The 12,911-nt window shown below is 59.7% G+C and carries 10 protein-coding genes; 5 read left to right on the forward strand and 5 right to left on the reverse strand.

The annotated features are described in order from the left end of the window. Positions 1 to 247 precede the first annotated feature (247 nt). Positions 248 to 1,873, reverse strand: coding sequence for an electron transfer flavoprotein-ubiquinone oxidoreductase (locus ACURWW_RS14990; RefSeq protein ID WP_445617728.1), 1,626 nt, complete (start codon positions 1,871 to 1,873; stop codon positions 248 to 250). 414 nt (positions 1,874 to 2,287) lie between these two features. Between ACURWW_RS14990 and ACURWW_RS14995 the strand changes: the two genes are divergently transcribed. The 3 genes from ACURWW_RS14995 to rraA all read left to right on the forward strand — a co-directional run bounded on the left by ACURWW_RS14995 (position 2,288) and on the right by rraA (position 4,566). After that, positions 2,288 to 3,037 carry an electron transfer flavoprotein subunit beta/FixA family protein gene (locus tag ACURWW_RS14995; RefSeq protein WP_445617646.1) on the forward strand — a complete coding sequence of 250 codons (750 nt, stop codon included), beginning with the start codon at positions 2,288 to 2,290 and terminating at the stop codon, positions 3,035 to 3,037. Next, positions 3,037 to 3,966: an electron transfer flavoprotein subunit alpha/FixB family protein gene (locus ACURWW_RS15000; protein ID WP_445617647.1), complete on the forward strand. Its 930-nt coding sequence runs from the start codon at positions 3,037 to 3,039 to the stop codon at positions 3,964 to 3,966. Before ACURWW_RS14995 ends, ACURWW_RS15000 begins: the two co-directional genes overlap by 1 nt. A gap of 117 nt (positions 3,967 to 4,083) precedes the next feature. Further along, the gene (gene rraA, locus ACURWW_RS15005) at positions 4,084 to 4,566 is read left to right on the forward strand and encodes a ribonuclease E activity regulator RraA (protein ID WP_445617648.1); all 483 of its coding nucleotides are present in this window, start codon (positions 4,084 to 4,086) and stop codon (positions 4,564 to 4,566) included. Between the two features lie 56 nt (positions 4,567 to 4,622). On the opposite strand, the gene ACURWW_RS15010 is transcribed toward rraA, so the two are convergent. Then, a complete protein-coding gene (locus ACURWW_RS15010; protein ID WP_445617649.1) occupies positions 4,623 to 7,001 on the reverse strand; it encodes a putative bifunctional diguanylate cyclase/phosphodiesterase in 2,379 nt (792 codons plus the stop codon). 226 nt (positions 7,002 to 7,227) lie between these two features. On the opposite strand from ACURWW_RS15010, the gene ACURWW_RS15015 reads away from it, so the two are divergent. Then, on the forward strand, positions 7,228 to 7,443 hold the full coding sequence (locus ACURWW_RS15015) for a hypothetical protein (RefSeq protein WP_445617650.1): 216 nt from the start codon (positions 7,228 to 7,230) through the stop codon (positions 7,441 to 7,443). 325 nt (positions 7,444 to 7,768) lie between these two features. Here the strand turns inward: ACURWW_RS15015 and ACURWW_RS15020 are convergent, their stop codons facing one another. Next, entirely contained in the window at positions 7,769 to 8,152 is a 384-nt protein-coding gene (locus ACURWW_RS15020) for a hypothetical protein (protein WP_445617651.1), read from the reverse strand. Between the two features lie 619 nt (positions 8,153 to 8,771). Here ACURWW_RS15020 and ACURWW_RS15025 point away from each other — a divergent pair. Beyond that, a complete protein-coding gene (locus ACURWW_RS15025; RefSeq protein ID WP_445617652.1) occupies positions 8,772 to 9,386 on the forward strand; it encodes a YceI family protein in 615 nt (204 codons plus the stop codon). A gap of 51 nt (positions 9,387 to 9,437) precedes the next feature. Here the strand turns inward: ACURWW_RS15025 and xthA are convergent, their stop codons facing one another. Continuing rightward, positions 9,438 to 10,250, reverse strand: a complete 813-nt coding sequence (gene xthA / locus ACURWW_RS15030; RefSeq protein ID WP_445617653.1) for an exodeoxyribonuclease III — start codon at positions 10,248 to 10,250, stop codon at positions 9,438 to 9,440. 115 nt (positions 10,251 to 10,365) lie between these two features. Then, on the reverse strand, positions 10,366 to 12,492 hold the full coding sequence (locus ACURWW_RS15035) for a carboxy terminal-processing peptidase (RefSeq protein WP_445617654.1): 2,127 nt from the start codon (positions 12,490 to 12,492) through the stop codon (positions 10,366 to 10,368). Positions 12,493 to 12,911: the final 419 nt, after the last annotated feature.

The following is a 12,911-nucleotide window of genomic DNA, read 5'->3' on the forward strand; positions in this document are numbered from 1 at the left end:
CAGCACCCAGCACCCAGCACCCAGCACCCAGCACCCAGCACCCAGCACCCAGCACCCAGCACCCAGCACCCAGCACCCAGCACCAAGCACCCAGCACCAAGCACCAGGTTCTGTTCCCTGAAGTGGACATCTGCCACTTGGACGATAAATCAACGAAAGAGAATCTCGCAGAAGACAATGACCCAACCTGCTGATCTGAAACGAAAAACGGCGCCCAAAGGCGCCGTTTGAATCGCTGCAGAAACCCTTACATATTGGGGTAGTTGGGGCCACCGCCACCTTCGGGGGTCACCCAGGTGATGTTCTGGGCCGGGTCCTTGATGTCGCAGGTCTTGCAGTGGACACAGTTCTGCGCATTGATCTGGAAGCGCTTGGAGCCGTCATTTTCCTCAACCACCTCGTAAACCCCCGCCGGGCAGTAGCGCTGAGCCGGCTCGTCGTAGAGAGGCAGATTCTTCTCGATCGGAATACTCGGATCCGTCAGCTTCAGGTGACAGGGCTGCTCTTCCTCGTGGTTCGTATTGGAGATGAACACCGACGAGAGCTTGTCGAAGGTGATTTTGCCGTCCGGCTTCGGATACGCAATGCGCTCGCATTCTGCAGCGGGCTTCAGCATCGCATGGTCAGGCGTACTGTCGCGGAAAGTCCAGGGCAGGGCGCCGTTGAAAATATTGATGTCGATGAAGCTGTAGGCGCTGCCCACCAGGTTGCCCCACTTGTGCTGGGCAGGGCCGAAGTTGCGCTGTACTTTCAGCTCCTTGTAGGCCCAGCTGGACTCGAACGCGTCCGTGTACTCCGCAAGCTCGTCGCTTTGGCGGCCGTCGGCAATGGCTTTTACCGCTACTTCTGCCGCAATCATGCCTGACTTCATGGCAGTGTGGGAGCCCTTGATCTTGGCGAAATTGAGGGTGCCCGCGTTGTCGCCGATCAGCAGGCCACCGGGGAAGGTCATCTTGGGCAGAGACTGCAGGCCGCCCTTCACGATGGCCCGGGCGCCGTAGGAGACGCGCTCGCCGCCTTCCAGAAACTTCTTCACGACCGGGTGCTGCTTGAAACGCTGGAACTCGTCGAAGGGGCTCATGTACGGGTTGCTGTAGGCCAGATCCGCGATCAGGCCGACCACAACCTGGTTGTCCTCCAGGTGATACAGGAAGGTGCCACCAGGGGTTTTGCTTTCGGTAAGCGGCCAGCCGGTGGTGTGCATGACCAGACCCTTCTTGTAATGGGTATCCGGCACCTTCCACAGTTCTTTCAAGCCGATGCCGTAATGCTGCGGGTCCTTGCCTTCGTTCAGATTGAACTTGTCGATCAGCTGCTTGCCCAGGTGGCCCCGGCAGCCTTCGCTGAACAGCGTGTACTTGGCGTGGAGCTCCATACCAGGCATGTAGCTGTCCTTGTGCTCTCCGTTGGGACCCACACCCATGTCGCCGGTGGCGATGCCTTTTACGCTGCCATCTTCATTGAAGAGCACCTCGGCAGCGGCAAAGCCCGGGAAGATCTCCACACCCAGCGCTTCCGCCTGCTCGGCCAGCCAGCGGCAGACGTTGCCGAGGCTCACCACGTAATTGCCGTGGTTGTGCATGGTCTTGGGCGCAAACAGGTTCGGCACCTTGATGGCGCCGGTCTCGCTGGTCAGGTAGTAAATCTGGTCTTCGGATACAGGCGCGAGAAGGGGGGCTCCTTTCTCTTCCCAGTCTGGAAACAGCTCGTTCAGGGCCGTGGGCTCCAGCACCGCGCCGGAGAGAATGTGCGCTCCCACCTCGGAACCTTTTTCCACCACACAGACGCTGAGGTCCTCGTTGAGTTGACGGAGCCGACAGGCCGCTGCCAGGCCGGAGGGGCCGGCACCAACGATGACCACGTCGTATTCCATGCTTTCTCGTTCCACAATATGCTCCTCTTGTCTGTATCTAACTGGATTGTGCACAAGTCAAGGGCGGAGGGTACCGCGTGAGGTGAGGAGGAGGGCCTGGCTACTACAATCTTCTGACCGCAATAAAATGAAAACCGCCCGGCCCCAACCAAACTTCGGCGCGCATTATACGGAAGACGCAAGCTCGAGGACAGAACCGTGCAAAGAAGCGTCGGTCCAAGGCTTGGATCTGCGTTCCCGGGCCCCGGCGTCGGAAGGCTAAAGTGTTGATTTTGAGAGGCGAAACGTTCACCATATGCGCCGCTCGCGGGACGCCGCCCTGACTTGGGGCCAATCCGCGGCACCAGGCACAGTCTATCAGCAGGATCCTCCGCCTCCGAATTCCTTTCCATTGTTCAACTGAATGGGTCATCCATGAAGATACTTGTAGCTGTTAAACGCGTTATTGACTACAACGTCAAAGTGCGCCCAAAAGCTGACGGCAGCGATGTTGATCTCGCCAACGTCAAAATGGCCATCAACCCCTTCTGTGAAATCGCGGTCGAAGAAGCGGTCCGTTTGAAAGAGGCTGGCACTGCCACCGAAATCGTGGCTGTCTCCATCGGTCCCAAGCAAGCACAAGAACAAATTCGTACAGCGCTGGCCCTCGGTGCCGATCGCGGCATTCACGTGGAGTGCGACACAAAAGTGGAGCCGCTCGCGGTGGCCAAGACTCTCAAGGCCATCATCGAGAAAGAATCTCCGGACCTGGTGATCCTGGGCAAGCAGTCCATCGATGCGGACAACAACCAGACAGGCCAGATGCTCGGCGCTCTGACCGGCCTGCCCCAGGGTACCTTTGCCTCCGAGGTGAAGGTTGCGGACGGCAAAGTTGCCGTGACCCGTGAAATTGATGGCGGTCTGCAGACGGTCGAGCTGAACCTGCCGGCCATCGTCACCACGGACCTGCGCCTGAACGAACCTCGTTACGCTTCCCTGCCCAACATCATGAAGGCCAAGAAGAAGCCTCTGGACACGACCACTCTGGAAGAGCTGGGCGTGAACGCTGAACCCCGCGTGAACCTGCTGAAAGTTGAACTGCCCCCCGAGCGCAAAGCGGGCATCAAAGTGGCAGACGTGGATGCGCTGGTCGACAAACTGAAGAATGAGGCGAAGGTAATCTGATGAGTATTCTAGTTATTGCGGAACACGACAACAGCAGCCTCAAAGGCGCTACGCTCAACACCATCAGCGCAGCTCAAGCGATTGGCGGTGACATCGAAGTGCTGGTCGCCGGCAGCGGCTGTGCCAGCGTTGGCGAAGCCGCCGCGAAAATTCCCGGCGTCAGCAAGGTTCTGGTCGCGGACAACGCAGCCTACGAGCACCAGCTGGCCGAGAACGTTGCACAGCTGGTCGGCGAAATTGGCGGAAACTACACCCACATCCTCGCGCCCGCCACAACCAGCGGCAAAAATATGCTGCCGCGTGCGGCAGCGCTGCTGGACGTGCAGGCCATTTCCGACATCAGCTCTGTCGAAAGCGCCGATACCTTCAAGCGTCCCATCTACGCGGGCAACGTCATTGCAACCGTTCAGAGCTCCGATCCGATCAAGGTGATCACCGTTCGCGGCACCGCCTTCGATCCGGCACCGGCAGAAGGTGGTTCTGCAAGCGTAGAGAGCCTCGACTCGGCGCACGACGCCGGCGTGTCCAAGTTTGTGGGTGAGGAGCTGGCCAAGAGCGAGCGCCCCGAACTGACCACTGCCCGGGTTATCGTTTCCGGCGGTCGCGGCATGCAGAACGGCGAAAATTTCGAAATGCTGTACAAGCTGGCCGACAAGCTGAACGCTGGTGTGGGTGCTTCCCGCGCAGCGGTGGATGCGGGCTTCGTACCCAACGACATGCAGGTTGGCCAAACCGGTAAGATCGTTGCGCCGGAACTCTACATCGCCGTTGGCATCTCCGGTGCCATCCAGCATCTGGCCGGTATGAAGGACAGCAAGGTGATTGTTGCCATCAACAAGGACGAAGAAGCTCCGATCTTCCAGGTGGCGGACTACGGCCTGGTTGGCGATCTCTTCGACGTGATTCCAGAGCTGGAATCCAAGCTGTAATAACAAGCCGGCCTCGCGCCGGCTTTTTTGTGTGCGCGGGAGACTACCGGCCACCGGATCGGCGGTCATCAGGTCTCCCGTGAGTCCTTCCGCTTCCACTGCTGACGTCTTGTTCCTATGCCTATCTCAACTCCCGACCTCTGCGACAACAACCCCGATCTGGTGCGTGTTTGCGAACCCATGTTCGGCAATTTTGGTGGCCGCGATGCCTTCGGCGGCGAGATCGTGACGATCAAGTGTCACGAGGACAACTCGCTGGTGAAGGAGAACGCGGGCAAGCCCGGCAAGGGCAAAGTAATGGTGGTCGATGGTGGCGGTTCCCTCCGGCGCGCGCTGCTGGGCGACATGATCGCCGAGAATGCCGTGAAGAACGGATGGGAGGGGCTGATCATATTTGGCTGCGTGCGTGACGTGGACGCGCTGTCGGAACTGGACCTGGGTGTCCAGGCCCTCGCGGCTATTCCCCTCAAAACCGAAAAGCGGGGTATCGGGGACCTCAACGTCCCGGTGACCTTCGCCGGTGTCACTTTTCACCCGGGCGAGTTTGTTTACGCGGACAACAATGGTGTGATCGTTTCCGCGAAAGCGCTGGAGCTTTAGAAGTTCGTCTGACCGGTTCACCCCCGGCGCGTTTTTTCACCCGTTGCCGCGGTTCGTCAGTTCAGACGACTGCTTTTCGGGGCCCCGGCGGCGATCTGGTCGGCGAAAGGTTGCGGCTCGAGCGCCGCGAGCCAGTCTCCGAACTGGTGGGCCGGCATCGCTTTGCTCAGAAAATTCCCTTGGATCAGATCGCATCCGAGGGCGTCCAGAATAGCCAGACTCTGCTCATTTTCCACTCCCTCGGCCACTACGGTAATGCCCAGGTTATGGGCCATTTCGATAGCGGCCTTGACGATCTTCTGGTCGTCGCCGTCCCTGTCCAGGTTCAGAATGAAACTCTTGTCGATCTTCAGCTCCTGAAGCGGCAGCGATTTGAGCTGGCTGAGGGATGAAAACCCGGTTCCGAAATCATCCATGGCCACCGCCAGACCTGTTCGGCTCAGGCGCCGAAGGTTGCGCACGGCCTGCCGGGGTTGCTCCATCATTGCGGTTTCCGTGATCTCCACCAGCAGCCGCGATTTTTCGATGCGGGCACCGCGGATTGCCGCGGCCAGGTGGTCGACGAACTGACTCTTGAGCAGGTCCTGGGCGGAGATATTGATACTGATTCCCACCCTGATCTTATTGCGCTTCCATTCGGAGAGCTGGGCGATGGCCTTATCCACCAGCCAGGTGCTGAGCTCCGTAATGTGTCCGGAATGTTCCGCCAGCGGAATGAACTCGTCCGGAAGCAGCAACCCCAGGGCGGGGTGTCGCCATCGGACAAGAGCTTCCACTCGCTCAATGTTCTGGTTGCGCAGATTCAACTGGGGCTGGAGAAAGAGTTCGAACTGGTCGCTCATGGCGGCATCGCGCAGGGAGTGGGTGATCTGGATCCGCCGCAGGTGCAGGGCGTCCTGCCCACTCTCGTAGATCTCGAAATGAGTTCTCTTCACGAAAGTCTGGGACAGTGCGATATTGGCCCGGCGGAGCAGATCCGCGTAGGCGTGGCCATGGTCGGGGTACAGGGCGACGCCGAAATGCACGTCCAGGGACAGTTCGGCGTCGCCCACGGGAAAAACTGGTGCAAAAGCGGACGTGAGCCGCTCGCGCAGTTGATCGGCCGTCTCCGCTGTTGTGCCTTCGACGTAAATTGAAAACCGGTCGCTTTCGAAGCGAGCAATCCGGTCCCGGGCCCCTAGTGCGGCTTTGACCCGGCCGGTGGCAGCTTTCAGCAACTGGTTCGCGGCTTCGACGCCGTAGATGTCGGTAAGCTGGCTCAAACCGCGAATCTGCATGAGCACCAGGGCGCAGGGCGGTTGCTGCCGGTCGGCGAGCTTCGAGGTAATCCACAGTTCGAAATGGTGGCGGTTGGCGACCCCTGTCAATGGATCGTGCTGCGCCTGGAAGCTGTAATGACTCTCCCGCTCTTCGATGGCCCGCTGCATGGCATTGAAGGCGTTTTCCAATGGTCCAAGCCGACGGCTGTCCGCAAAAGCCAGGTTCTTGCTGTAGTCGCCGTGGGCAATGCGGTGCGCCGCCAGCGCCAGGGACCGCACCGCATGGTTCGCTCGGCCGGAAAACCAGAACGCAACAGCGGCGGCCAACAGTGCGATCAGCAGCAGAACCACGAGCAACTGGCTGCGCAGAGCCTGGTACGCGGCCAGGTCATCGGCGATTGAGGTGGACAGCAGGAGTAGCAGCTCGTCTTCGGTGGACTGGAGCAGAGGGTAGGACAGGCTCTGCCAGTTATTCTCTTCCAGCGCCTGTCGAAAGTCCGCCACAGTGGGCTGCAGCCGGCTGCGCGGCTCCAGGAGCCCGGCAAGGGAATCGGGCAGGGTAGTGACCTGCTGAACCCCTCCCGTGGAATCCTGATAGAGCACAGTGGCCTGGGTCTGTGTGACCGCTTTGAGCGTATCCATCAACTCGGCATCGATTCTGAAGCCCATGCCGACCCAGGCCACCCAGTTGGCCGCTTTGACCGGCGCGAACACCAGCTGGTAGGGACGTTCGTTGATTACCGCCACGGCCGATGTCCGGTTCAGCTCGCTGGCGGGCAATCGACGAAACACGGAAGCGGAAAAGTCTTCCTGCGGGCGCGGGGAAATAACTCGGCCGCGCCCGTCAACGAGCACACTGAGATCGGCCGCAATGCTTTGCTGGTGGGCGAGTAGGAGTTGGACAACTTCGTTGTCGTTGCGAGTGATGGCATGTTTGGCGATCGCCTGCCGGAAGCGCATGTCCTGGGCCAGCAGGCTGGCGTGCCCGGACAGTTGTTCCCTGCGGTCCAGCAGCATTCTGTCAAACACGCGCCCGGCCATGGCCAGGTCGGTACTTGCGCGTTCTCGGATATTGTTTTTCGCTGCCTGCAGCACGGCAACGACGGTCACGGCCAGGGCCAGCAGGACCAGGGCGGTAGTGATGGCCAGCATGCTGCGGCGGATACCCTGCGGCACGGTCATTACCTTCGGCGTCGACCCGTATTCACGGGTCCTTGTGGGCCCGTCGCTAGCGCGCCGGGTATGTTTATCGCATGCATTTTGCTGATGTTGGACTGATGTTGGACCCTACACGGACGTGGCAGTTTCCGGTTTATGGCATCCACCGCGTCGGGCGGGGCCCCGTAAGCAACTCATCTGCCCCTGGCAGCCCAAAGATTATCAGAAGTTACAAGGAGGAAATATGGCCGGTACCAATTCTCCAACCAGTGATCGTAATTACGATGTGATCAGTGTGATGTACCACTTGCTTCAGGGGTCCGACACTCTGGACCAGTACTGCGCGGACGCAGAAAATTCCAACGACAGCGAGTTGGCGGCATTTTTCCGCGAGGTTCAGGACAGTAACAAGCAATTAGCCGACAAGGCCCAGAAACTTCTGAAGAATCGGCTTCAGTAACCCGGTAATGGCTGCGATTGCGCCCGACGATTCGAGCACCGAAAACACGAAAGGCGGTGACCTCCGGTCGCCGCTTGCCTCACCACGCTTTCCGACCTGCTTTGGCTGCGTACCTGACCTGCTGCGTTAGCCGCAGGCACGCGAGCTGACCGGCCGCGCGCTCCACTAAAGCGCGATGGGTGCCCGCGTGTCCCCTCCTTACGCGACCTGGGAGGTCCCTGCCTCTACCATCACTCAGCTCGGTTGCGCTAACTGAGCGTGCGCCCGGGAGTCGCCATGACAGAAGCGCGCCCGAGGGCGCGCTCCGCCTCGGGGTCAGACCGGATCAGTTGGAGCTTGGCGGTGGGGTCTCTTCCTGACCCGCGCCGGGCAACTGCTGATCGGCCTCGGGTTGTTGATTGTATTCGGGCTGACTGGTCGGGCTCGGAGACTGTTGTTCAGTACTGCTGGGCGGCTCCTGAACCCCTGTATCCGGCGATTGGGTCTCAGTGCCGCCCGCCGCGGGGGACTCCTCCGGCAAATCGATTTGCTGATCGGTGGTTCCGCCCTGGCCCCGGCTCTGGGTCTCCGGTTGGGTTTCCGCTTGTTCGGTTTGGGTTTCTTCCTCTGTTTCGCCCATGCCAACGCTTCCGCCCTGTTCCTGAGTGCAGGCGGTCAGGGCACAGGTACATAGAACAGTGGTAAGAAAAGTAGACAGTGTCGGTTTCATCGTTAGCTCCCAGCTTTCTCTGATGATATCCAGCGCGCCTCGTGCGCACCTTGGGATTTGCAGCTTGACCCCTCAGGCCCTGCGACCGGTTGTGTGTAGCAGGAATCGTACCCGCCAACGGGGAATCATGTCGGGGGTTCGGGCCCTTGTCGATTATGAGACGCGGTTCAATTTCCAAATGCGATTACGAATCCCGCCCATACAGAGGGTAGTGGCCGGGTGGCCCATACATACGGAGCCGATGGCGGGGGCGCGCGCGAGCCCCGACACTCGTCAAAAGTCGAACCGCGCCGGCTGGCCACAAAGCACTCCGGCTCCAGTGGTCGTCGGCGCCCGATCCTGGCGGGCACTCGAGCCCGGGGTTGTGGGGCCCGCGGGTTCCGGCGGTTGCGCCTGCTCCCGCACCTCGGGCCTTGAACGCTGAAGAAGCGGCGCGCCCGGCGGATCTACTGCCGCCGATTCGCTGAGGCTTTTGCAATTTTTGGAATCGCTTGCCAGACCTTCCTTGTCGCCGAGAGGAAGGGATCGGGAGCAAAACCCGAGCTCATCGGTTATAGTGGCCCGCCGGACCCTGTGTCCCTCACACACCTTTGGTTCAGATCAGGAGTCGTCGAACACAATGAATACACGCTTGTTATCCTCTGCTTTCTCAGCCCTCCCGGTGCGCCTCGGTAGCCTTCTGTTCCTCGCCTGTTTTACCGCCTCAGCCAATGCGGATTGGGAGTTGAACAACGGGGCTTCCTTTCTGAACTTTGTGACCACCAAAGCCGCCAACGTGGCGGAAGTTCATCACTTCGAACAGCTTTCGGGCAAGGTGGATCGGAAAGGTCATGCGCAACTGGTCATCGAACTGGGGAGCGTCAACACGGCCATTCCCATTCGCGATGAACGCATGCGCGACATGTTGTTTTTGGTCGACCGCCACCCGCAGGCGGTACTCGAGGCCCAGGTTCCCATCAGCGATCTGGAGAAGATGAAGGCAGGCGAATCCCGCCGACTGATCCTCGACGGTAAACTGGCCATGCACGGCCTCGAGACGCCGGTCGCGAGCCCGGTGCGCGTGGTCAGACTGGCGGACGGATCCCTGCAAGTAAGCAGCGTGCGGCCTCTCCTGGTCCACGGCAAGGATGTGGGTCTGATCGAGGGGATTGAAAAGCTCCGGGAAGTGGCCGGCTTGCCCAGTATCAGTCAGAGCGTCGCCGTGACTTTTGACCTGAACTTCCGGGAGAGCTGATCAGGCGGTTGTCGCCGCTGCCTGCCGGGTCGGCGGCGCGCTGTCATTTTGTCAGTAAAATTCCGCCCACACAGGGCAGTGGTCGGAAGGCTTTTCCATGCCGCGAATCTCGTAGTCGATGCCTGCCGCCACGCAACGCTCCATCAGCACGGGCGTGGCGAGAATGTGGTCAATCCGCAGGCCGCGTTTCGGCTCCCGCTCGAAGCCGCGGGAGCGGTAATCGAACCAGCTGAACTGTTCGGCGTTCCCCGGGTAGTGTTTGCGGTAGGTGTCCGCCAGACCCCAGTCACACAGCGTCTGCAACCACTCGCGTTCTTCCGGCAGGAAGCTGCACTTGCCTTTGCGCAGCCACGCTTTGCGGTTGTCCTCGCCGATACCGATGTCGCAGTCTTCTGGCGCCACATTCATGTCACCCATTACGATCAGGGGCTGATCGGGACGGAATTTCTCCTCCACCTGACGGCGCAGGTCGCCGTAGAACTTCTCCTTGTTGGGAAATTTGCTGGGGTGGTCCCGGCTCTCGCCCTGGGGGAAGTAGCAGTTGACCACCCCCAGTGCTCCGAAACCCGGAACGTCGAACTCGCCCTGTATAAAACGACGCTGGGCTTCCTCTCCGTCGTGGTCGAAGCCCTTTTGCAAGCCCTGCAGACCGTCGCGAAAGAGGAGGGCGACCCCGTAGTGACCCTTCTGCCCGTGAAAACCGACCTGATACCCGAGTTCGTGGATCTCCGCGAGGGGAAATTCCTCGTCGGTCACCTTGGTCTCCTGGAGGCCGATGATGTGGGGGTCGTGACGTTCGATAACCGCAGCCAGCTGATGGAGCCGTGCGCGGATGCTGTTGACGTTAAAGGAAACAACTTTCATGGAGGTTTTTATGGAGGCTTGCAGTGAAAGAAACGGCGCGCAAAAAAAAGGCCGCCCAGATTAGCGGGCGGCCTTGACGATTTCAAGATGGGCCGGGGTCGCCGGCCTCGCAAACTCAGAAATTAGCGACCTTCTGTACGCGATCCGAGCGCTGCAATTTGATGTAGTCCACCAGAACGTAGCCGGTTTCATTCAGCACCGGATCCTTCTCGAGGCTGATTTCTCCCGGGTCGCTAATGGGTTCCTCTTCCTCGCCATCCAGCGCTTCATCGCCTTCCGCGGCCAGATAGGTTTCCAGGTCCTTGTAGGGAGTCAGGCCCTTGGCCTCGCGCCGCTTGTTCTCCAGGCTCATGGCTTTTTTCTTCAGGCGTTCCTCTTCGGCCTTGCGCTCCGCAAGGTTGAGGGAAATCATCTTGCGATCGTTCAGGGCCTTACTGATCTCGGCCTGCTCCACCAGATAGACAAAATCCGGGTCGTTTGCCGCGCGCTCCTCATGCTTGGACTGGAGGAGGGGGACCATGGGCTCCAGCTCATAGTATTTGGCATGGGGCGCTTCGTGAATCTGATCCCAGGGCAGGGCGTAGTCGTAGGAGCTTTCACCCACCATCTCCAGATCGATCAGATCCGGGAAGGCAACGTCGGGCACCACACCGCGGTGCTGCGTGCTGTCGCCGGATACCCGGTAAAACTTGGATTCAGTAATCTTGAGCTCACCTTCATGAACTTTCACCAGTGATTGAACCGTGCCCTTGCCGAAGGACTGGTTGCCCACAACCAGGCCGCGCTGGTAGTCCTGAATGGCACCTGCGAAGATTTCTGATGCCGAGGCGCTGAACCGATTGACCAACACCACCATGGGTTTGCGAAAGGCGGCCATGCTGCGTGAACCGCGGTCCCGGAGGATGCGATTGTCGCTCTGGCGGATCTGCACCACCGGACCCGGGTCAAGGAAGAGATCGGTCAGCATGGTTGCTTCCTGAAGCGAGCCGCCGCCATTGTCTCGCAGGTCCAGGATTATTCCGTCGACCTTGTCCTGTTCCAATTCGTCCAGAAGCCGGCGCACATCGCGCGTGGTGCTGCGATAGTTGGGATCACCGTTTCGGTATGCCTGGAAGTCCTGGTAGAAGTTGGGTACGTCGATCACTCCCACTTTGTAGATGGACTCGCCATCGGTGAGCTCGAACACCGCCTTTTTGGCCGCCTGGTCTTCCAGTTTCACTGTGTTTCGGGTGATGCGGATGGTCTTCGGTACGTTGTCGGGTGGAAGGACTTCCAGCCGTACCACGGTGTTGCGAGGGCCCCGAATAAGGTTGACCACTTCGTCCAGGCGCCAGCCAATTACATCCACCATTTCGCCCTCATCGCCCTGTCCAACAGCGACAATGCGGTCCGCGGGCCGCAGCTGACCCTGTTTGTCGGCAGGCCCGGCGGGAACAATCCGATCCACCTTTGTGTATTCGTCTTCCACCTTGAGAACGGCGCCGATCCCTTCGAGAGAGAGGGACATGTTGATATTGAAGTTCTCCAGAGTACGTGCCGACAAATAATTGGTGTGCGGGTCGTACAGCGTCGTCAACGCGTTCATCATGGTCTCGAACGCGTCGGTGCTGGTGTACTGATCCAGGCGCTTGAGCTGGTTGGTGTAGCGGCGGATCAGCGTCTCCTTGGCTTCCTCCAGAGATTTGTCCGCAAGCATCAGGTTCAGCAGGTTGGATTTGGTCATCTTGCGCCAGCGAGTGTTGGCCTCGGCCTGGTCGGGCGCATAGGACGCATCATCCGTGTCCACCAACAGGTCTTCGTCTTTGGTGAAGTCAAACTGTGCATCTTCGTTTTTGAGCTGGGACAGGACGGCTTCCAGACGGACCTTCATGCGCGAACGGTAACGGTTGAAAATCTCAAAGCCCAGTTCGAGGTTGCCCGATTTCAAGGCGTCGTCGAAGCGCTTGCGATTCTTGTTGAAATCATCGATGTCGCTCTGGAAGAAGAAAGTCTTGGCCGGATCGAGCATATCCAGGTAGTTGTCCAGGAAGCGCCCGGAGACCTGGTCATCCAGGCGCATGTCGCGGTAATGGCGGTCCTCCAGACTGCGAACCACGTCCTTGGCCGTTTTCACCTGTCCCGAAGTCGGCTCCAGGGGCTCGAAGGCGGCGAAGGAACCCGCCGAAAAGAGGGCAAGTACAAGGACGATGGAAAGGCGCTTGAGAGGGGTGGTAAATCCGTAGGTTCTTGATTTTACATACATTATTGGGGAGGACCTGCTCATAACTGAAAAATAGTGTCCGGACTTCGCTGCCGCGCCTGCTCCATACGGGAGATGGAGCGCCGGCGTCACCCGCTGCGGCAATCATAAGCCCCGTTGAGGCATCAAAGGCTCAGTCCGGGCAAACTGAACCAAAATCTAACACTTCCCATTGATTGCTCCAAGCTGCATTTAGTTCAATGCTCGGCCGCGAAGGGCGTGTTCAGGCGTCGGGACGGTAGAGTGGGTGGGAAGGCGGGTAGGGCAGGGCGCCTGCGAATTTGTCGAACTCGGGGAGTCCGAACCAAGATCTCCAGCTGAGCTATACAAAAAAGCCCTCCAAATGGAGGGCGCTGTTTATGCCGGAGAGATGGACTCGCCCCGTCCTGGGGCTCGGGCCTGCGGCCCGCCCTGCGGGCGCC

The sequence above is a fragment of the Gilvimarinus sp. F26214L genome (genome assembly GCF_054401055.1).